This is a genomic window from Pyxidicoccus xibeiensis (genome assembly GCF_024198175.1).
Lineage (GTDB): Bacteria > Myxococcota > Myxococcia > Myxococcales > Myxococcaceae > Myxococcus > Myxococcus xibeiensis.
Genome location: NZ_JAJVKV010000028.1, coordinates 19,626 through 38,936, shown reverse-complemented (window position 1 = coordinate 38,936; position 19,311 = coordinate 19,626). Strand labels below are relative to the sequence as shown.

17 protein-coding genes are annotated in these 19,311 nt (G+C 69.9%); 8 read left to right on the top strand and 9 right to left on the bottom strand.

Annotation, left to right across the window (positions count from 1 at the left end; all coding sequences use genetic code 11):
• Window position 1 precedes the first annotated feature (1 nt).
• The 3 genes from sitA6 to LXT23_RS48130 are packed head-to-tail and all read right to left on the bottom strand — an operon-like array spanning window position 2 to window position 3,398.
• Window positions 2–670 (bottom strand): SitA6 family polymorphic toxin lipoprotein, encoded by a 669-nt coding sequence (gene sitA6 / locus LXT23_RS48140; protein WP_253987303.1) that lies wholly within the window; start codon window positions 668–670, stop codon window positions 2–4.
• Window positions 671–717: 47 nt separating this feature from the next.
• Window positions 718–2,934, bottom strand: a complete 2,217-nt coding sequence (locus tag LXT23_RS48135) for a xanthine dehydrogenase family protein molybdopterin-binding subunit (RefSeq protein ID WP_253987302.1) — start codon at window positions 2,932–2,934, stop codon at window positions 718–720.
• Complete coding sequence (locus tag LXT23_RS48130) at window positions 2,931–3,398, bottom strand: (2Fe-2S)-binding protein (protein ID WP_253987301.1); 468 nt, start codon at window positions 3,396–3,398, stop codon at window positions 2,931–2,933. The genes LXT23_RS48135 and LXT23_RS48130 overlap by 4 nt, the downstream gene beginning before the upstream one ends.
• A gap of 235 nt (window positions 3,399–3,633) precedes the next feature.
• Between LXT23_RS48130 and LXT23_RS48125 the strand changes: the two genes are divergently transcribed.
• From LXT23_RS48125 to LXT23_RS48115, 3 genes are all read left to right on the top strand, one after another.
• Entirely contained in the window at window positions 3,634–4,641 is a 1,008-nt protein-coding gene (locus tag LXT23_RS48125) for a hypothetical protein (RefSeq protein ID WP_253987300.1), read from the top strand.
• Window positions 4,642–4,831: 190 nt separating this feature from the next.
• Complete coding sequence (locus tag LXT23_RS48120) at window positions 4,832–5,431, top strand: macro domain-containing protein (RefSeq protein WP_253987299.1); 600 nt, start codon at window positions 4,832–4,834, stop codon at window positions 5,429–5,431.
• Window positions 5,432–5,547: 116 nt separating this feature from the next.
• The gene (locus LXT23_RS48115; protein WP_253987298.1) at window positions 5,548–7,746 is read left to right on the top strand and encodes a M4 family metallopeptidase; all 2,199 of its coding nucleotides are present in this window, start codon (window positions 5,548–5,550) and stop codon (window positions 7,744–7,746) included.
• A 70-nt stretch (window positions 7,747–7,816) separates the two neighbouring features.
• On the opposite strand, the gene LXT23_RS48110 is transcribed toward LXT23_RS48115, so the two are convergent.
• Window positions 7,817–9,274: a hypothetical protein gene (locus LXT23_RS48110; RefSeq protein ID WP_253987297.1), complete on the bottom strand. Its 1,458-nt coding sequence runs from the start codon at window positions 9,272–9,274 to the stop codon at window positions 7,817–7,819.
• A 191-nt stretch (window positions 9,275–9,465) separates the two neighbouring features.
• On the opposite strand from LXT23_RS48110, the gene LXT23_RS48105 reads away from it, so the two are divergent.
• Window positions 9,466–10,059, top strand: a complete 594-nt coding sequence (locus LXT23_RS48105; protein ID WP_253987296.1) for a hypothetical protein — start codon at window positions 9,466–9,468, stop codon at window positions 10,057–10,059.
• Between the two features lie 62 nt (window positions 10,060–10,121).
• Here the strand turns inward: LXT23_RS48105 and htpG are convergent, their stop codons facing one another.
• The 4 genes from htpG to LXT23_RS48085 form a co-directional block, all read right to left on the bottom strand.
• Window positions 10,122–12,131, bottom strand: a complete 2,010-nt coding sequence (gene htpG / locus LXT23_RS48100; RefSeq protein ID WP_253987295.1) for a molecular chaperone HtpG — start codon at window positions 12,129–12,131, stop codon at window positions 10,122–10,124.
• A 143-nt stretch (window positions 12,132–12,274) separates the two neighbouring features.
• Window positions 12,275–13,084, bottom strand: a complete 810-nt coding sequence (locus LXT23_RS48095) for a carbohydrate-binding protein (RefSeq protein WP_253987294.1) — start codon at window positions 13,082–13,084, stop codon at window positions 12,275–12,277.
• 118 nt (window positions 13,085–13,202) lie between these two features.
• Window positions 13,203–13,784, bottom strand: a complete 582-nt coding sequence (locus tag LXT23_RS48090) for a hypothetical protein (RefSeq protein WP_253987293.1) — start codon at window positions 13,782–13,784, stop codon at window positions 13,203–13,205.
• Window positions 13,781–14,314, bottom strand: a complete 534-nt coding sequence (locus tag LXT23_RS48085; RefSeq protein WP_253987292.1) for a restriction endonuclease — start codon at window positions 14,312–14,314, stop codon at window positions 13,781–13,783. The genes LXT23_RS48090 and LXT23_RS48085 overlap by 4 nt, the downstream gene beginning before the upstream one ends.
• Window positions 14,315–14,493: 179 nt before the next feature.
• Between LXT23_RS48085 and LXT23_RS48080 the strand changes: the two genes are divergently transcribed.
• The 4 genes from LXT23_RS48080 to LXT23_RS48065 all read left to right on the top strand — a co-directional run bounded on the left by LXT23_RS48080 (window position 14,494) and on the right by LXT23_RS48065 (window position 18,760).
• A complete protein-coding gene (locus LXT23_RS48080) occupies window positions 14,494–16,209 on the top strand; it encodes a dipeptidyl-peptidase 3 family protein (RefSeq protein ID WP_253987291.1) in 1,716 nt (571 codons plus the stop codon).
• 77 nt (window positions 16,210–16,286) lie between these two features.
• On the top strand, window positions 16,287–17,096 hold the full coding sequence (locus LXT23_RS48075) for a fatty acid desaturase (RefSeq protein WP_253987290.1): 810 nt from the start codon (window positions 16,287–16,289) through the stop codon (window positions 17,094–17,096).
• Window positions 17,097–17,129: 33 nt separating this feature from the next.
• Complete coding sequence (gene msrP, locus LXT23_RS48070) at window positions 17,130–18,119, top strand: protein-methionine-sulfoxide reductase catalytic subunit MsrP (RefSeq protein WP_253987289.1); 990 nt, start codon at window positions 17,130–17,132, stop codon at window positions 18,117–18,119.
• Window positions 18,120–18,133: 14 nt separating this feature from the next.
• Entirely contained in the window at window positions 18,134–18,760 is a 627-nt protein-coding gene (locus LXT23_RS48065) for a protein-methionine-sulfoxide reductase heme-binding subunit MsrQ (RefSeq protein WP_253987288.1), read from the top strand.
• Between the two features lie 27 nt (window positions 18,761–18,787).
• Here LXT23_RS48065 and LXT23_RS48060 read toward each other — a convergent pair whose 3' ends face one another.
• The gene (locus tag LXT23_RS48060; protein ID WP_253987287.1) at window positions 18,788–19,270 is read right to left on the bottom strand and encodes a response regulator; all 483 of its coding nucleotides are present in this window, start codon (window positions 19,268–19,270) and stop codon (window positions 18,788–18,790) included.
• Window positions 19,271–19,311 lie beyond the last annotated feature (41 nt).

The following is a 19,311-nucleotide window of genomic DNA, read 5'->3' as shown; positions in this document are numbered from 1 at the left end:
CTCATGTCCCTGGCATCGAATAGTAGGGCTGAATAGGCCCGCCGATGAGCTGGAAGCGGTAGATGAGCTCCCCTGCATGTTTGAAGATCTCCTCGGGGGAGGCGTTCTCATTGCCTCTCCTGAACTCGCGCCACGCTTCGTTCCAGCGTCCTCCCGAAGGGCCACCTTCGTGGATTCGCCGGTGGAGGTCGCGTGGAATGGGCATGGTGTAGTCGTGAATCTCGACGCCCTGCCGCACGAACCACTCCGCCAGATCCTTCGCCTGGGGGAAGATGTGATGTTTCTCGGTTCGGCCGGGAGGGAGCTGGCGTGACGGCGGGATGAGCTCTTCTGGACCGCCGTTCCAGTTGGGGAAGACCATGACGGCTCCCCGAGGAAGCTTGTGCGCGCCTCCCCAGTTCCTGCGGGGCCCACTTCCTGGCGCCGCCGTGGCGGCTGGCGGCCGTGCGGGAGGGAATCGTGCCAGCTCCAGTTCACCGGGCAGTGCCTCGCAGGGGTAGAAGCCGCAGGTGTCACCCAGGCATAGAAGGGTGACGCACGCGTCGTCATGGGGCGTGTGGCACTCCCCACGCGCCTCATCCCAAGGCTGCACGGCTGCGTTCGTGACGGTGGAACAGCCCAGCCAGCACGTGGCCAGCAACGCGAGGCAGAGCGCTGGGAGGTCGCGCACGGCCCAAGGACGTTAGTGGAACGCCGCCGGGGTAATCCAGCGCTCGGTCAAGGCACGAGCGTCTTCTCGCGTGCCGCCTTCAGCCGTTCCGGTGTCAGTGGCAGGTCTCTCACTCGCACGCCTGTGGCGTCGAAGACCGCGTTGGCGAGCGCCGCGGCAGTGGGGCCTTGCGTCGCCTCTCCCGCTCCGAGGAACGGCTCTCCCGGCCGGTCGATGAGCGCGACCTCCACGGGCGGCACCTCGGAGAAGGTGAGGATGGGATAGCTGCTCCAATCACGCGAGACGATTCGGCGGCCGTCGTGCCGGACCGCTTCCTTCAGACTCCAGCTCAGCGACTGGATGAGCCCACCCTCGAGCTGGTTGATGAGCCCGTCCGGGTTCACCACCTCGCCCGCGTCCGCCGCCACCACCGCCCGCTGCACCTGGATGGCTCCCGCCTTCTCGTCCACGGAGACCTCCATGCAGACCGCGCAGTAGCTGGCGACGTTCTTGTAACGCGCGAAGGCCATGCCTCGTCCACGCCCGGGTGGGCGCGGCTTGTCCGACCAACCGAAGCGCTCCGCCGCCTTCTCGATGACGGCCTTCGCTCGCTCATCCAGCAACTGCCGGAGCCGGAAGGTGACGGGGTCGGTCTTCGCCGCGTGCGCCAGCTCGTCCACGAAGGACTCGATGGAGAAGACGTTGGCATAGGCCCCGAGGCTCCGGTGCGAGGACACTCGCAACGGCATCTGCTCCACGAAGTGCGTCGTCACCCTCCGACCCGGGAAGGCATAGAGCGGAATGGCGTTCCGGTCGGCGGAGTAGTTCGGCGGCCCTCCATTCCAGGGCGGAGACATGGGAAAGGGCTTCGCCAGGGAGCGGCCCGCCAGCAGGTTGCCGGGATTGCCTCCGGGCCGCGTACCGTGCGGCGTGGACCACAGCTCGTAATCCCAGTCGAGCACATGCCCCGCCGCGTTCACCGTCGCTCGGACCTTCGTCACCATCGCCGAGCCATACGGCTCCCACGTGTGCTCGTCCTCACGGGACCACTGCACGCGCACCGCCTTGCCAGGCAGGGCACGCGCCAGCAGCGCCGCATCGGCCGCCGCGTCGTCCGCGCCGTTGTGGCCGTAGCAGCCCGAGCCCTGCAGGTGCCGGCCCCGCACCTTCTCCGCCGGCAGGCCGACCAGCTTCGCGATGGCCGCGCTGGTGTCGAACACACTCTGGCTGTGGGTGTGCACCGTCAGGGTGTCCCCGTCCCACTCCGCCACCGCGCAGGACGGACCGATGGCCGCGTGCATCTGGTACGGCCGGCGGTAGCGCGCCTCCAACGTGCGTACCGGTGCCTCGTCCGTGGGGCGTGGGACGTCCTCGATGACGGTGTCCTTCGCGGGTTGCGCCAGCAGCCACGCATACGGGTCCGCGGGCAGCGTGGCCTGCTCCTTCCACCGGGCAGCCTCCGCCAGGCGCGCCGCGGCCTTGATGACCTGCCACTCCTTCGTCGCGATGACGCCCAGGAAGTCTCCGTCGCGCACCACCTTCAGCACACCCGGCAGTCCCTCCACGCTCGCGGTGTCCACCTCGACGAGCTTCGCTCCGTACGACGGCGCGCGGATGACACGCCCGTGCACCAGCGCGTCCGAGCGGAAGTCCTGCACGAAGACCGCCTCCCCGGTGACCTTGGCCGGCAGGTCCACGCGGGGCACGGACTGGCCGATGTAGCGGCGCTCGGAGACGGGCTTGGGCGCCACGCTCCCGGTGGCCTCCCGGCTCAGGGACTTGCCGCCCATCAGGCTCCAGTAGGTGACCGAGCGGCCTCCCGGCGCGGTGATGGTCCCGTCCCGCACCTTCAATCGCTCTTCCTTCACCCCCAGGCGCTTGCCCGCCATGGTCAGCAGGAGGGAGCGGACCTCGGCGGAGGCGTAGCGCACCGCCGTGCCTCCTTCCGGGATGGACATGCTGCCGGCGGTGACTCCCTCGTTCGGCGTCAGCGCCGTGTCTCCGGAGATGAGCTTCAGCCGCTGGAAGTCGACGTCCAGCTCGTCGGCGCAAATCTGGCCCAGCGCCGTCAGCACGCCCTGGCCCAGCTCCACCTTGCCCGTCTTCAGCGTCACGACTCCATCGGCGCCAATGGACAACCACGCATCGAGCTGGCTGTTGCGCTTCAGGGCTCCCGGCAATCCCTTGCGCCCCGGTGCCGCGCCGAGCGCGAAGGGGCCTGTCAGGGCGAAGGCCAGCACCAGGGTGCCCTGCAGGACGGAGCGACGGCTCAGGGGCGTGCTCATCGGGCCAGTTCCTCCGCGGCGCGCTGGATGGCGCGCACGATGCGGTTGTGCGAGCCACACCGGCACAGGTTGGCATCCAGCGCGCTGCGAATCTCCGCCTCCGTGAGCCGGGGCTTCTCCCGCAGCAGCGCCACCGCCGCCATCACCATGCCGGGGATGCAGTACGCGCACTGTCCCGCCTGCTCGGTCAGGAACGCGCGCTGGACTGGATGCAGGGTGCCGTCCGGCGCCTTGAGGCCTTCCAGTGTGGCCACCTCACGTCCGCCCAGCGCCGAAGCCGGGACGAGGCAGGAGCGCAGCGACTTCCCATCGCACAGCACCGTGCACGCGCCGCACTGGCCGACGCCGCAGCCGTACTTCGCCCCGTTCAGTCCCAGCTCGTCGCGCAGGACGTAGAGGAGGGGCGTGTCTTCCTCGGCGTCGATGGCGTGCGCCCTGCCATTGACGTTCAGTGTGAAGGCCATCGAGCGTGCTCCTTTCCACACACCCTACCGCAGGCCGGCGCGGCTCCTTCCAGCCCGGCGGCAGGTGGCATCACGTCACTGTGCCGCCGTGAAGCAGTGCACATCCGGTGCGTGACGCGGCGCGGCCGGAGCCGTCCTCGGGCTCCGTAAGGAGTTCTTAAGAACTCGCCTCTACTTTGAGCATCGGGCGCCGGGCCGGCGTCGCGCTCGCTATTGCTCATCACGGAGAAGAGGCATGAACCTCAAGGCACGGTACATGGCCGTCGCGCTGCTCGCGGCCGGCTGCTCGTCGGAGACTGTCGTCACGGAAGATGCCACGACGGAGGTGGCGGAGGCCCTGGGCGACGTCCAGGACGCCGACGTCCCCATGGGACGCGAGCTCATGGGAGGAATCCCCGTGCATGCGCGCCGATGGGAGCACGAAGGCATCCAGTGTGACACCACGCCCGAGAGCGCCTCCGTCGAGGTCTGCGGGCAGACCTTCCAATCGGAGCTCCACCTCGCGTGGACCGAATGCCAGGCCCGCTTCATGGGACACGGCGGACGCAGCTGGCATGGCGGTCCTCCGGGCTCGGAGGGGGATGCCTCCACCGCGCCCAGGGCGCCGGTCTCCGCGGGTTCCGTGGACGTGGTGACCACGGTGGCGCCCACCGCCGAGTGCGCCGAGGGCGTGGCGCTGCGCTTCCAGCAGCAGTCCACCCACGACATCACCCACACGCGCGGCGATGGCTCGTCCCGCAAGCTCACCGGCACCCTCACCTCCACCGTCATCGGCGTGTCCGATGAGAAGCCACAGTCCCGCTCCACCACCGTGGACACCACGCGCGCCCGCCTGGATGCGGAGGGCAACGTCATCGACAGCCTCCACCTGACGGGCTCGCTGGAGGAGACGTTCGACTCGGCCGCCGTCACTCCGACCCATGTCAGCTCGGGCACGCTGACGTCGACGGATGCCGGGGGCAACACCTCCACGGTGACGCTGAGCGCCGTCACCCGTGTGCCGCCGTCCGTGTGCACCTGGCCGGTGTCCGGCACGCTGGAGCGCGCCGAGGCGGATGGCTCCACCCACGTGCTCGTCTACGGGCCCGAGTGCGGCCAGGCGACGCTGGACGGTGAGTCCATCACCCTGCCTTCGCGTCCCGGCCGTGGCGGTGAGGGCCGTGGCGGTGGACGGGGTGGGCCCCGCGGCGGCGGCCACGGTGGCCGGCCGCGCCCGGGTGGGGCTCCGGACAGCGGGGCCTGAGCGGCGCTGAAGTCAGCGAGGCGACAGGGGACAGCAGGGCAGGAGCGCGAGGTCGAACATTCCGCGCTCCGAGTCGTGAGGTCCTGACCCCCACAGCGGCGCGCGGGCGCATTCCCCTCCTGCCCGGGCCGGGAGAGACTGACTTCCCCTCCGTCAGTCCTCCGCGCCGCCCACCGTCGAGGTCAGGCCCATGACCCTGCTTCCCCTGAAGCTTCGCGACCTGAATAGCGCCATGGTGTTGGCCTGGCGCCGGGAGTTCCACGGCTGTGAGGGCGTCGAGGTCTCCGGAGGCGACATCTTCGGAGAGCGCGCGGACGCCATCGTCAGCCCGGCCAACAGCTTCGGCTACATGGATGGCGGCATCGACCTGGTCTACAGCCAGTTCTTCGGCTGGGACCTCCAGACGCGCCTCCAGGAGCGGCTTCGCGCCGAGCACCATGGCGAGCTGCCCGTGGGCTCGGCGCTCATCATCGAGACGCGGCATGCGGAAATCCCCTGGCTCGTCAGCGCTCCCACCATGCGCATCCCCATGGCCGTACCCGACACGGTGAATGCCTGGCTCGCCTTCCGGGCCACGCTGCGTGCCGTGCAATCACACAACGCCGCCAACCCGCACAGGCCCATCCGGAGCCTGCTCTGCCCCGGCCTGTGTACCGCCGTGGGTCGGATGCCACCCGCGCGCGCTGCCCGGCAGATGCGCAGGGCGTGGGACGTCGTCGTCCTCGGACAGCCGTGGCCACCTCCCACGCCCGGCGGGACGCTCCAGGCCCACTTCGACCTCATTGCCTGACGGCGCACCACGTCAATCCCTAGCAGGAACCGTAGTAAGTGAAATCCCGTAGATTCTTGTAAATCAAACTTCTTTAGCAGCACCATACGCACCCACACTGATTTCCAGGGGGACGTATGGTCGAGAAGCGAATGCGGGGCGCCTTGGGCGTCTCGATGTTGACGTTGTTGGCGGGGGCCTGCACCGAGGCTCCTCCCCGGGAGAAGCAGGCGCCGGAGGCCGTGGCGCGGCGGGCCTCGACGGCCCTGGCCGACGGGCTCCAGGTGGTGTCCCGGGACGCGGCCGCGGTTCCCACCTTCATCACGGGCCCGCTCGGGCTCGTTCCAACGCAGGCCGAAGCCGTCAAGTCCATCCAGCGGGGGCAGCTGCTGCCGGCGCTGGCCCAGGTGGCGGCGCCCTTCCGGCTGGCCCCGGAGGACCTCGACCTGACGAAGGCCTATGTCGGCTTCGACGGGGACGCGCACTTCCGCTTCGCCGTGAGGCAGGAGGGCGTGGAGGTGCTGGGCGCGGAGCTGCGGCTGCATGCGCGCAACGGCGCCGTCTTCGCGGCGAACACCAACATGCGCGGGGACCTGCGGCGGGCGCCTTCCAAGGCCACCGTCGCCCCCGAGGCCGCCATCGCGGCGGCGAAGGCGGACCGCGCGGCTCCGGCGGGGGCCGCCGTCACCGGCACGCCCCGGCTCGTCTACTGGCGTGACGGCGGCGACCTCGTGCTGGCGTACGAAGTGCGCGTCACGGGCATGGGCGAGGACGGCGTGCCGGTGGACGACTCGGTGCTCGTCAATGCGAGCAACGGAGACGTGTTCGAGCGCCTCCCTCACATCCACGCCGCGCTGAATCGCCAGGTCGTCGACGGGGACGGCGGCCCGGGACGCAGCGAGGGGCAGCAGCCGGTGGAGAACCCCCTGGTCAACATCGCCTACGACCACCTGGGCTCCGCCCATGAGTGCTACCGCGACCTGTTCGGCTACGACTCGTATGACGGCGCGGGCGCAACCCTCCACAGCACCGTCTACCGGGGAGGGCCCTTCTTCAACGCGTTCTGGGATGGCACGCGAATCGTCCTCCGCGAAGGTGGCGTGGCGGCGCCCGAGCTCTCCCGGGCCCTGGACGTCATCGCGCACGAGTTCACCCACGGGGTCATCGACCATACCTCGGGCCTCATCTACTCGGGCGAGTCCGGCGGACTGAACGAAGGCATCGCCGACATCTTCGGTGCCGTCTGCGAGTGGCATGGCAGGGGCAAGGTCGTCGACGCCAACACGTGGCTCTTCGCCGAGGACGTGTGGACGCCCGACATCCCGGGAGACGCCCTCCGCTACATGCACGACCCCAAGCTGGATGGCGTGTCGCTGGACTCCTACGCCGACTACGTGTCGGGCACCGACGTGCACTACAGCTCGGGCATCGCCAACCTGGCCTTCTACCTGCTGTCGCAGGGCGGCCTGCACCCGCGGACTCCCAACCAGCTGCCGGTGACGGGCATCGGCATCGAGAAGGCCGCGCGCATCTTCTACAAGGCGAACGTGGACCTGCTGCTGCCCTCGTCCAACTTCGAGGCCGCGAAGACGGCCACCGAGCAGGCCGCGGCCCAGCTGGGCTACGACGCGGCGACCGTGACGTCTGTCACCCGCGCGTGGACGGCCGTGCAGGTGGGTATCATCCGCCAGCCTCCGTCCACTCCGCTGGAGAAGGACGTCCCCGCCACCAACCTCTCGGGCGCGCGGGGCCAGCAGCGCTACTTCTCGGTGGTGGTGCCCGAGGGCGCTACCGACCTGACCTTCACCCTGGCTGGCGGCACGGGGGACGCGGACCTGTACGTGCGTCAGGGCTCCGCGCCGACGACCACCAGCTATGACTGCCGTCCCTACCGGGCCGGCAACAACGAGGTGTGCACCTTCGCGGCTCCGGCCCACGGCACCTGGTACGCGATGCTGAACGGCTTCAGCGCGTACAGCGGCGCCTCGCTGGTGGTGACCTGGAAGGGCGGCTACATCCCCGTGGAGCCGGGCGTCCTGGTGACGGACCTGTCCGGCGAAGCAGGCGCATCCCAGGTCTTCACGGTCCAGATTCCCGAGCCCGCGGAAGGGGCCTACCGTACCGTCCATGCCCGCCTGCGCGGCACCGGCAACGCGGACCTCTACGTGCTGCGCGGAGCCGCTCCCACGCCGAGCGCCTACGACTGCCGAAGCATGAACGAGCACAGCACGGAGAACTGCGACCTGAGCTTCGCCGAGCCGGGCAAGTACTACGTCCGCGTCTACGGCGCGAAGGGCGGCTACACGGCCGGCTCGCTCATCGTCACGTACGACTGACGCGGCCCCGAGCCGCGAGAGCCCGTCCCTCCCCGTGGCGTGACGCAGGGGAGGGCGGGTGCGGCGGCCTTCAGTGGACCGGGGTGGCGACGTGCCCCGGCCCGCCGGGCTGGCCAGGCGGAGGCGGCGGCACCACGCGGGCCATGCCCACGAAGGAGCCCGGCTCGCGCCCGTCGCCCGTCGCGGTCGACAGCTTCAGCGCGAGCACCGAGCTGCCGCGCAGTGACAGGTCCCGCTGCTCCACCAGCTCGCGCAGGGCCACGTCCACCGAGCCCAGCAGCTCGCCGCCGCGCGAGTCCTCCAGGAACACCTGGAAGGTGACGCGCTGGTCGTCGAAGGCGTTGGCGATGGTGACGAACTCCGCGTCGAAGCCGGCGTAGATGCCGTGCTGCACAGGCGTCGTCAGGCGCGTGCCATCCGGCAGCAGGGCCTCCACCCGGAGCTTCGGGCGGTTCTCGTAGGGGAGGGTGTTGGCCAGCTCCAACACCATGTCCGACATCCCCCGGCGAGCGGCCATCTCCGACAGCCGGTGGGCGAGCCGGCTGAACAGCGGGCTGGCCACGCCCACCCAGGCATTGCCGTCCGGGCGGCCCGGCGACACCAGCAGCGAGCGCACCGCGACGCGGTAGGGGCGGGGCTGCACGCGCTCCAGCTGCTTCTGGGCGTAGCCGTCATCCTGCCCGGTGCGCAGCGCGCCCCGGTAGGTGTCCGCGGCCGCGTGCCAGTCGCGGTTGGCGAGCTGCTGCTCGGCCTGCCCCATGTGGCGCACGTACTCCTCCGCCGGCGCCGCCCGGCCCCCCGGGCGCAGGCCCAGCGCGGCGCGGTAGCGCTCCAGCGCCACCGGCCAGTCGTGGTGCGCGCGGGCCTCGTCACCCTCGCGGGCCAGCCGCTCGTACTCGAAGGTGATGTACTGCTCGTGCTCCACCGCGATGCCCTGCGCCCACCCGGCCTGCGAGCCGTCCAGCCCCGCGACGAGCTGCGCCAGCCCGTGCGCCGCGATGAGGTCGCGCTCCTGCCGGTAGCCCTCCGCCCGGGCGCGCCCGCCGGTGACAATCTGCCGCTTCACCGCGTCCGCCCGCGTCTTCACCTCGGGCGTCTGGGAGAGCTTCGTGGCGCGCTCCAGCTCCCCGACGGCCTCCGGGTACTGGCCGCGCTGCGCCTGCTCCGCCGCCCCGTCCAGGATGCCCAGCGCCACCCGCGAGGCCGCGTTGGCGCGGAAGGAGGCAATCTCCACGTTGCCACCGTCGATGCCCAGGGCGAAGTCCGCCTCGGACAGCGCGCAGTTCCAGTCGTCCACCTGGGCGCATGTCTGCGCGCGCTTCCACGTGTCCGTGAGGGCCTGCTCGCGAGCCTGGTCGAACTTCACCTTCAGCTCCGCGTTGTCCGGCTCGCTCGCCAGCGCCTGCCGGTAGGCCGAGTACGCGCCCTTCCAGTCGCCCACGGCCGCGGCCCGGTCTCCCGATTTCTCATAAGCCGCACACGCGGACAGCAGGACGGCCACCATCAACCCAAGCACCACTCGCTTCATGTCGCGGAACTCCCTTGCCAGAGGGAGCCGAGGATAGCCGATGCCCGAGATGGCGGTTTTCGGGCGGCCGAGTCGGCGGATACCCACGCGCAGCCATCCGAAGCACAGCAATCAAGTTATTCCAGCTTATTTCTGGTATCCACGACTCAAGCCCGCCCTCTGTGGGGACGGGCGAGTTCAGGAGGCCCATCATGATCTACGTCGCGTTCGAGCCTGGACTGCAGATTCTCGGGCAGGCCCTCTACACGATTGCCGACGGGTTCGGCACGTTCAAGAGCATCGCCGCCCAGTACTTCCTCGCGGAGGGCGTGGGCACGGCCAACCCGGACGGCTCGCTGAAGCTGGACCCCGCGGCCTGGTACCCCGTGGAGGCGGAGCTGCGGGTGATGAAGCGGGTGGAGCAGGAGCTGGGCTCGCTGGTGGTCTTCAACGGCGGGAAGAAGATTCCCGAGAACGCGGTGTTCCCCCCGTCGGCGGACATCCACACGGGGCTGGCCGCCATCGACATCGCGTACCACATGAACCATGGGAAGAACGGCCGGCCGCTGTTCGACGCGGCCACGGGCCGGAAGCTGCCCGGCGTCGGCAGCCTCGCGTACGAGCCGTCCCCGTCCGGCAACGCGGGCAGGCTCATCGCCCACAGCTTCTACCCGGACGAGTTCATCCGCGGGCTCATCGTCTCCATGGCGCACAAGTTCAAGCCCCAGGCCCGCGTGCAGCTGGACGCCACGAGGCCGAGCGTCACCAAGGGGGGCGAGACGACCACCTGGCTCATCACCTGGTAGCGCGTCCGGAGGGAGCCGCCCGTTCCGCGCGGCTCCGCTCCGGCCTGCTTTCCAGGGCCCGCTCAGCTCACCGCGGGCGTGGACGCCGACGGCGGGGTGGCGGTGGCCTCCGGAGCGGGGGCCTGCGTCTGGGACACCGCCGTGGCGCCGTTGCCGGCGGCCTGGGCCGCCACCTGCGTCAGCAGGCCCGTCATCCGCCGCGCGAAGCGGTTCGGGTCGGCGATGGTGCTGCCCTCGGTGAGCAGCGCCTGGTCGTGGAGCAGCTCAATCCACTCCTTCACCTGCTCGGCGCCCGGCTCGCGCTCGGTCAGCGCCTTGAGGTGGGCGATGACGGGGTGCTTCGGGTTGACCTCCATGATGCGCTTCACGCGCGGCATGCCCATGCCCTTGCCGCGCTGCTGGAGCAGCCGCTCCAGGTACGCGGGCGTGCCGCCCTCCGGCACCACCAGGCACACCGGTGAGTCCGTCAGCCGGTCCGACACGCGCACCTCGCGCACCGAGTCCTGGAGCACGTCCTTCATCTTCGTGGTGAGCGTCTTCAGCCCCTCGGCGCTCTGCTCCTGCTCCTTCTTCTGCTCGTCCGAGGACTGCAGCTTCAGGTCCGACGTGAGCGCGGACACCAGCGGCTTGCCCTGGAACTCGCGCAGGCCCTGCGCGGCCCACTCGTCCACCGGGTCCGTCATGTAGAGGACCTCGTAGCCGCGGCTCTTCAGCGCCTCCAGGTGGGGGCTGTCCGCCACCGCCTGCCGGGACTCGCCGTAGATGTAATAGATGGCCTCCTGGCCCTCCTTCATCCGCGACACGTAGTCCGCCAGTGAGGTGAGCCCCTCCTCACGCGAGCTCTCGTAGCGCAAGAGGCCGCCCAGCTTGTCCTTGTGCTCGGCCTCGGTGGCCAGGCCCTCCTTCACCACGGTGCCGAAGGCCTTCCAGAACTCGCGGTAGTCGTCGGGCTTGTCCTTGGCCAGCTTCTCCAGCAGGTCCACCGACTTCTTCACCACGTGCTTGCGGATGGCGCGCACCACCTGCGAGTCCTGCAAGAGCTCGCGCGACACGTTCAGCGGCAGGTCGTCCGAGTCGATGACGCCGCGCACGAAGCGCAGCCACTGCGGCACCAGCTCCTCGCAGCGGTCCATGATGAACACGCGCTTGACGAACAGCCGCACGCCGCGCTGCTGCTGGGCGTTCAAGTCGAAGGGCGGGTGCTTGGGCACGAAGAGCAGGCCGGTGAACTGCTGGTTGCCGTCCGCCTTGAAGTGCGTCCACGCCAGCGGCGCTTCCCAGTCATGCGTCAGGTGCTTGTAGAACTCCTGGTACTGCTCGTCCGTGATTTCGGACTTGGAGCGCTGCCACAGGGCGCTGGCCTTGTTGACCACCTCCAGCGACGTCTCCGTCTTCGCGTCATCCCCCGTCCCGGTGGTCTTCTTCACCTGGAGCTTGATGGGGTGGCCCACGTAGTCCGAGTACTGCGTAATCAGCGTCCGCAGCCGGTACTCCTCGAGGAACTCCTTCTGGTCCTCCTTGAGGTGGAGGATGACGGCGGTGCCCCGGGAGGCGCGCTCGGCCGGCTCCACCGTGAAGGAGCCCTTGGCCTCGGACGTCCACCGCCAGGCCTGCGCGTCCTTGCCGGCGGCGCGGCTGACCACCTCCACCCGGTCCGCGACGAGGTACGCGCTGTAGAAGCCCACGCCGAACTGGCCGATGAGCTGCATGTCCTTCTGGCCCTTCTGGGACAGGGCCTCGATGAACTCGCGCGAGCCGGAGTGGGCGATGGTGCCCAGGTTCTTCACCAGCTCGTCGTGGGACATGCCGATGCCGGTGTCTTCGATGGTGACGGTGCCCTTCTCCGCGTCGGGGATGACGCGCAGCTCCAGGGCGGGCTCGTCCGCCAGCAGCTCGGGCTCCGTGATGGAGCGGAAGCGCAGCTTGTCGAGCGCGTCGGACGCGTTCGACACCAGCTCGCGCAGGAAGATCTCCTTGTGGCTGTAGAGCGAGTTGATGACCAGGCTGAGGAGCTGGTTGATTTCCGCCTGGAAGGCGTGGGTTTCCCGCTGGGGGGAGTTTTCGACGGACATGTAGCAAGGCCTCCGGGCGCTCCATGGAGCGCGAGCGTCGTCTCCCCATAACCATGGAAAAGGGCGTGTCGAGGGCAGGGGCCCCGGAAGCATGCCCGCCGGCCAGCCCGGCGGCCGTGTCCCGGGGCGCCTCCCACCCGGGGCTACGGGGTGGGGCCGGCGTGCCGGTAGTCCTGGCCGAAGTTGTTGTCCCAGTACGTCTGCCCGTTGACCTGGTAGCGGACGGCGAACTTCAAGGAGGCGCCGGTGACGCCGGGGATGTGGGCCTGCCAGCGCTCCACGTTCTTCACGTTGGGGCTGTTGATGTAGGCGTAGGCGTAGGTGTAGCCGCTGACGAACCCGGCGGGCGCCTCGTGCGAGGTGGCCCAGTTGTCCGTGGTGTAGACCACCGTCACGCTCTTCGTGTACGCGAGGTTCTTCACGTCGATGCTGACGTCCAGGTCACCGTTGGCCCGCCAGAAGCTGGCGTCGACGAGGACATTCGTGTTGTGCAGCATGGGGCCGTCGTTCCGGCCGAGGTGGTAGTTCGCCCCCCAGTTGTTGTCCCAGTAGAAGGTGCCGCCCACCACGAGGCGGGGGACGAACTCCAAATCACGCGAGGGCTCGGGGTTCGCTCCCCAGCTGGGGTACTGCTTCGTCACCCGCCAGATTTCGAAGCCCGGGCTGGCGGGGCCCACGTAGGTGCCGGGGAGGTTCACCCAGGAGCCGTCCGGCTGCTTCTGGTAGACGTAGACGAACTTCTCGTAGGCGAGGTTCTTCACCAGCAGGGTGTACGTGACGTCCTGCCAGCTCTGCCCACGGTAGGAGCTCACGGCGCTGTGGGCCTTGAGCAGGCGGATTTCGTCGGCGGCCAGCGCGGGGGCGGAGACAAGGCCCAGGGTGAGCGCGGCCACCAGGCCCAGCAGGGCGCGCCAGCGGGGGGCGGAGGAAGCGGGGCGGGGTGACTTCGTCATGGTGCAGGCTCCTTGCGAACCCCCGCCCGGGACAGGGCGCCGGGGACCCTGGGGCGCCCAGGGCCCGCGCATGTTCGCAGTCTGCTCCGACCTTCGTCGCGCCGCGCGGGGTCACCCGTCAACCGGCGGGCGCCATGTCAGGGATGGGGCGCCGCTCGGACCGTTGAATTTGGGTGTGGATGAACTTCCGGAGCTTCTGAATCGCAGGCTGTGAGGCGAGAGGCGTCATGTCCACCCCTTCCAACCGGAGCGCCAGCGTCCGGGCCAGGGCCGTGGGCCTCACGCCCAGCAGGGCGGACAGCGCCTCGCGTGGGGCGGTGCGTGCCCAGGCGAGGTGCTCCGGCGTGGGCTCGCGGCCGGAGACCTGCAGCAGGAGGGCGGGCTCCAGGAAGAGGAGCCCTTCCGGTGGTGCCCGCAGGAGAATCACTCGCAGTGGCAACCCGGTGCGCGCCGCATCGGGGTTGAGCAGGGAATAGACGTAGGCCTTGTCCCATTCACGGGCGTCGGGGCCACGCCTCCTTCGAGGACCGAGCACCAGCGCCACGGTGGCGCCGCCATGGAGCAGCGCGCGGGCACGGCTGACGGCGTTGACCCAGCTGCGTCCATCCGCCACGTCGACTCTTCCCTCGAGCTCGGCGCCCAGCAACCTGCGCAGCAGCAGGGCCGCGGGCTCGCTCGAGGTGATGACCTGGGGCTTCATCGGAAGTCCTCCTTGGCGAGTGGATGGTCCAGGGTTCCCACTTCGACGGCGACGCGCCACTTTCGCCGGAGGGAGGCGCGCATGCCGTGCTCCAGCGCCATGGCGATGTCCGTATCGCGCCAGAGCAGGACATTGCGAAGCGGGTGGGCCGCCACGGCCTTCAAGGCAGGCCAGGTGAACCCACTGGTGCTGAACAGCAGTCCCAGCGCGGGGCTCGGCCTGCGCTGCATGCGCACGGAGAGCCTGGCGATGGCTTCGAAGCCGATGGGCTCGGCGTGGTCCTTCGCCTCCACGAGACACGACAGTCCATCGACGTAGACGCCCCCGTCGATCTGCTCGATGACGCTCGCGTAGGGCCAGACCACCTTCGCTCCTTCGAGCTGGAAGGCCCGCAGCAGCAGGAACTCGAACGCCCTGCCAGGAGCCCCCCCCTCGATTCGTTCGCGCCGCCTCACCCGTCCCCACAGCGCGAGAAGCTCTGCCTGCCCCATCTCCTGCACTCTCCGCGCATAGCCCTCCTCGACCCCCACGCCTCCACCTCCCTATACAACCTGATGAGTAGAAGAGTCTACGGGTGACCCCTGACATTCCATGGAGGCAGGGGCGCTCCCTGGCCGTCCGGACTCGAAGCAAGCCCTCTGCCAACTGTTCACCCGTCTCACCACGTGGTGCTGTAAGGGCGCCACCCGTTGGAGTAGGGAAGGGCGTCATGAACCGTCCCTTCCTGTCCCTGCTCGGCGCGGTGCTGCTGTCCGGCGCCGCGTCCGCCGCGGAGAAGACCCCCGCCCGCATCCCCGAGGCCGCCGAGCTGCAGCGCATGACGGCGCGCTTCGCTCCGGTGGAGCTCCGGGTGGACCTCAAGGCCCTGCCCGACACCGAGCGCCGCGCCCTGGCGAAGCTCGTCCAGGCGTCGAAGCTGATGGACTCGCTCTTCCTGCGCCAGCGCTGGGCCGGCAACGAGACGCTGCTGCTCGACCTGCTGCATGACGACTCGCCGCTGGGCCGCGCGCGCCTGCACGCGTTCCTCCTGGACAAGGGGCCCTGGAGCAGCCTCGACGAGGCCCGGCCCTTCCTCCCCGGCGTGCCCGCGAAGCCGGACTCCGCCAACTTCTATCCGGCCGGCGCCACCAAGGCCGAAGTGGAGGCCTGGGTGAAGTCGCTCCCCGAGGCCGCGCAGAAGGACGCCACCGGCTTCTACACCACCATCCGCCGCGACACGGCGGGCAAGCTCATCGCCGTGCCCTACAGCGTCGAGTACCAGGGTGAGCTGGCCCAGGCCGCCGCGCTGCTGCGCGAGGCCGCCGCGCTCACGAAGCAGCCCACGCTCAAGGCCTTCCTCACGTCCCGCGCGGACGCGTTCCTGTCCAACGACTACTACGCCAGCGAGGTGGCGTGGATGCAGCTGGACGCCAGCATCGAGCCCACCATCGGGCCCTACGAGGTCTACGAGGACGAGTGGTTCAACTACAAGGCCGCCTTCCAGTCCTTCATCGGCCTGCGCGACGACGCGGAGACGCAGAAGCTCGCGAAGTTCAGCAGCCAGCTCCAGGGCCTGGAGGACAACCTCCCCATCGACCCGAAGCTGCGCAACGCGAAGCTGGGCGCGCTGGCCCCCATCCGCGTCATCAACTCCCTCTTCTCCGCTGGTGACGGCAACCGCGGCGTGCAGACGGCCGCCTTCAACCTGCCCAACGACGAGCGCGTGACGGAGAAGATGGGCTCCAAGCGCGTCATGCTCAAGAACGTGCAGGAGGCCAAGTTCCAGCGCGTGCTCGTGCCCATCGCCAAGGTGGCGCTCTCCGCGAAGGACCAGCAGGACGTCTCCTTCGACGCGTTCTTCACGCACATCCTCATGCACGAGCTGATGCACGGCCTGGGCCCCAGCAACATCACCGTGGGCGGCAAGGCCACCACCGTGCGCAAGGAGCTGCAGGCGGCCTCCAGTGCCATCGAGGAGGCCAAGGCGGACATCTCCGGCCTGTGGGCCCTGCAGCGCCTGGTGGACACGGGCGTCATCGACAAGTCGCTGGAGCGCACCATGTACACGACGTTCCTCGCGTCCGCGTTCCGCTCCATCCGCTTCGGCATCGACGAGGCGCACGGCAAGGGCATTGCCCTGCAGCTCAACCACTTCCTGGACACCGGCGCCGTCACCGTGGCCGCGGACGGCACCTTCGCGGTGGTGCCGGACAAGATTCGCCCGGCCGTCATCGCGCTCACGAAGCAGCTGATGGAAATCCAGGGGCGCGGCGACCGGAAGGCGGCCGAGGCCCTGCTGGCGAAGCAGGGCGTGGTACGGCCTCCCGTGGCGAAGGTGCTGGAGCGCCTCAAGGACGTGCCGGTGGACATCGAGCCCCGCTACGTCACCGCCGAGGAGCTGGTGCGCAACGCCAGCCCCGCGGCCGATACCGCCGTGCGGAAGTAGCCACCCCTCGCTGCCCCGGCCCGCCGCGGCGCTTTTCTCGTGCGCGGCGGGCGGGGCATGCTCAGTAAGCAGAAGAGATGCAGACCCCGGCCCGCCATCCCCGTCCAGCGCCCCCAGACCCCTGGGGCGTGCTGCTCGCGCTCACCGTCCTGGGCGCGTGGGGCGGGCACCTCGGGTGGCTGCTCCTGGCGCCCGGGCTGCCCTGGGACGCCCCGCTCACCTGGCTGCACATCGCCCTGCAGGCCTGGCTGTGCACCGGCCTCTTCATCACCGGCCATGACGCCATGCACGGCACCGTGTCCCGCCGGCGCTGGGTGAACGAGGTGGTGGGCACGGTCGCCTGCTTCCTCTTCGCGGGCCTGTCCTACCGCCGGCTGGTCGTGAATCACCGCGCGCACCACGCGGACCCGACGGGGGACGAGGACCCGGACTTCTCCACCCGCACCCAGGCCTTCTGGCCCTGGCTGGGCACGTTCATGGTCCGCTACACCACGCTGCCGCAGCTGGGCGTCATGGCGGCCAAGTTCAACGTGTTGCTCTTCCTGGGCGTGTCCCAGCCGCGCATCCTCGGCTTCTGGGTGCTGCCCGCGGTGCTGGGCACGCTGCAGCTCTTCTACTTCGGCACCTACCTGCCGCACCGGCGCCCGGAGACGCCGGACATGGCGCCCCACCATGCGCGCACCCTGCCGCGCAACCACATGTGGGCCATGCTGTCCTGCTACTTCTTCGGCTACCACTGGGAGCACCACCAGTCGCCCGGCACGCCCTGGTGGCGGCTGTGGCGCATGAAGGACGCCCGCGTCCGCGAGGCCGCCCTGGCCGCTCGGAGAGGGCCACCGGCCGTCGTCGCCGGGGCGCTTCCGGAGCAGGAGGGCGCCTCCCGGTAACCGCCGGGCGGGGTTGGCCGTTATACAGGGGCCATGAGCGACAAGCCGCCCGCCGAGCCCCCCAGCTCCGAAGTCACGCCCGAGGCGCTCTACCTGCGCCGCCGTGAGTTCCTCAAGAACGCCGGCCTCTTCGCCGGGACGGCCGCCGCCGTCGCCGGGGGCCTGTACCTGCTGGGCCGCAAGCAGACGCGCCCCATGGACGGCTTCGTCCCGGACGCGGGCCTGGTGCAGCAGCCGGTGGCGAAGGCGCAGGGCCCGTACGACACGGACGAGCCGCGCACGCCCTACGAGGACGTCACCACCTACAACAACTTCTACGAGTTCGGCCTCGACAAGAACGACCCGGCCCGCTTCGCGCACACGCTCAAGCCCCGGCCGTGGACCGTCACCATCGACGGGGAAGTCCACAAGCCGCAGACGGTGGACGTAGACCAGCTCACCTCCTGGTTCCCGCTGGAGGAGCGCGTCTACCGCATGCGCTGCGTGGAGGCCTGGTCCATGGTGATTCCGTGGCTGGGCTTCCCGCTGGGCAAGCTGCTCGAGCGCGTGGAGCCCACGTCGAACGCGAAGTACGTGGCCTTCACCACGCTGCTGGACCCGGAGCAGATGCCGGGCCAGAAGCGCCCCACGCTGGACTGGCCCTACGTGGAGGGGCTGCGCCTGGACGAGGCCCTGCACCCGCTCACGCTGATGGCCACCGGCCTCTACGGGCGGCAGCTGCCCAACCAGAACGGCGCGCCGCTGCGGCTGGTGGTGCCCTGGAAGTACGGCTTCAAGGGCATCAAGTCCATCGTCCGCATCTCCCTCACCCGCGAGGAGCCGCCCACCACCTGGAACCTGGCCGCGCCGCGCGAGTACGGCTTCTACGCCAACGTGAATCCGGACGTGGCCCACCCGCGCTGGAGCCAGGCCAGCGAGCGCCGCATCGGCGACTTCGACCGCCGCCCCACGCTGCCCTTCAACGGCTACGCGGAGCAGGTGGCCCACCTCTACGCCGGCCTGGACCTGCGCAGGAACTTCTGAGCCGGAGCCCACACATGGCCTCGCCTCCCCAACCCTGGCTCAACCCCGCGCTCACCGCGGGCGGACTCGCGCCCCTGCTGATGCTGGCCGTGCAGGGCCCCCGGGGAGATTTGGGCGCCAACGCGATTGAGGCCGCGCTCCACCAGACGGGCCTGCTCGCGCTGGTGCTGCTGCTGGCGTCGCTGGCGTGCACCCCGCTGCGGCTCGTCTTCAAGTGGACGTGGCCCGCGCGCGTGCGCCGCACCCTGGGCCTGCTGGCCTTCACGTACGCGTGCGCGCACTTCCTCGTCTACGCGGTGCTGGACCAGGGGCTGGCGCTGGGCGCCATCCTGGAGGACATCGGCAAGCGGCCCTTCATCACCGTGGGCTTCACCGCCCTGGTGCTGCTGGTGCCGCTGGCCGTCACGTCGACGAAGGCGTGGGTGCGCCGGCTGGGCTTCCCGCGCTGGCAGCGCCTGCACCGGCTGGCCTACGTGGCGGCGGCGCTGGGCGTGGTGCACTTCGTGTGGCGCGTGAAGAAGGACGCCACCGAGCCGCTCATCTACGGCGCGGTGCTGGCGCTGCTGCTGGCCATCCGCGTGGGTGAGGCGACGCGAAAACGCCGGGTCCGCGCCGCTGCGGCGGCCCGGAACCCGGCGTAGGAAGCCGCGCGAGGCGCGCGGCGGGGACTACTTGCGCGGCAGCGGGAGGATGGTGTCCACCAGCGTCATCAGCTGCGCGCAGCTCACCGGCTTGCGCACGAAGGCGCTGATGCCGGCCTTCTGACCCAGGGCGCGGACCTCCGCCACGTTCGGGTCACCCGTCATCATCAGGATGGGCACCTTGGACAGCTTCGCGTTGGTGCTGGCGCGAATCTGCGCCGCGAAGTCGGCGCCGTTCATCCCGTCCATGTGGAAGTCGGTGAGGATGAGGTCCACCGGCCCCGACTCGGCGACCTTGAGGCCCTCTTCGGCGGACTCCGCCTCGAGGAACTCGAAGTTGCGAGCCATCAGGTAGATCTTCAGCAGCGTCCGGATGGAGCGGCTGTCGTCCACCAGCAGGACGCGCTGGGGCGCCGCGCCCGTGACAGGGCGAGCGCCCAGGGGGCGGGGAGCCTCCGTCGTGGGACGGGAGGGTACGGGCTCGGGAGAGGGGAGGGTTCCGGCCTTCATCGGATCATCAACCTCAGGTGGGGCTGTCCCCCTGGAAACTT

What these genes read in the sequence shown, in the direction of transcription:
- LXT23_RS48130 (WP_253987301.1), bottom strand. Translation starts at nt 3,398, where the DNA reads ATGGCCTTCACACTGAACGTCAATGGCAGGGCGCACGCCATCGACGCC.
- htpG (WP_253987295.1), bottom strand. Translation starts at nt 12,131, where the DNA reads ATGTCCGTCGAAAACTCCCCCCAGCGGGAAACCCACGCCTTCCAGGCG.
- LXT23_RS48075 (WP_253987290.1), top strand. Translation starts at nt 16,287, where the DNA reads ATGCAGACCCCGGCCCGCCATCCCCGTCCAGCGCCCCCAGACCCCTGG.
- LXT23_RS48135 (WP_253987302.1), bottom strand. Translation starts at nt 2,934, where the DNA reads ATGAGCACGCCCCTGAGCCGTCGCTCCGTCCTGCAGGGCACCCTGGTG.
- LXT23_RS48110 (WP_253987297.1), bottom strand. Translation starts at nt 9,274, where the DNA reads ATGAAGCGAGTGGTGCTTGGGTTGATGGTGGCCGTCCTGCTGTCCGCG.
- LXT23_RS48125 (WP_253987300.1), top strand. Translation starts at nt 3,634, where the DNA reads ATGAACCTCAAGGCACGGTACATGGCCGTCGCGCTGCTCGCGGCCGGC.
- LXT23_RS48120 (WP_253987299.1), top strand. Translation starts at nt 4,832, where the DNA reads ATGACCCTGCTTCCCCTGAAGCTTCGCGACCTGAATAGCGCCATGGTG.
- msrP (WP_253987289.1), top strand. Translation starts at nt 17,130, where the DNA reads ATGAGCGACAAGCCGCCCGCCGAGCCCCCCAGCTCCGAAGTCACGCCC.
- LXT23_RS48090 (WP_253987293.1), bottom strand. Translation starts at nt 13,784, where the DNA reads ATGAAGCCCCAGGTCATCACCTCGAGCGAGCCCGCGGCCCTGCTGCTG.
- LXT23_RS48060 (WP_253987287.1), bottom strand. Translation starts at nt 19,270, where the DNA reads ATGAAGGCCGGAACCCTCCCCTCTCCCGAGCCCGTACCCTCCCGTCCC.
- LXT23_RS48065 (WP_253987288.1), top strand. Translation starts at nt 18,134, where the DNA reads ATGGCCTCGCCTCCCCAACCCTGGCTCAACCCCGCGCTCACCGCGGGC.
- LXT23_RS48095 (WP_253987294.1), bottom strand. Translation starts at nt 13,084, where the DNA reads ATGACGAAGTCACCCCGCCCCGCTTCCTCCGCCCCCCGCTGGCGCGCC.
- LXT23_RS48080 (WP_253987291.1), top strand. Translation starts at nt 14,494, where the DNA reads ATGAACCGTCCCTTCCTGTCCCTGCTCGGCGCGGTGCTGCTGTCCGGC.
- LXT23_RS48105 (WP_253987296.1), top strand. Translation starts at nt 9,466, where the DNA reads ATGATCTACGTCGCGTTCGAGCCTGGACTGCAGATTCTCGGGCAGGCC.
- LXT23_RS48115 (WP_253987298.1), top strand. Translation starts at nt 5,548, where the DNA reads ATGGTCGAGAAGCGAATGCGGGGCGCCTTGGGCGTCTCGATGTTGACG.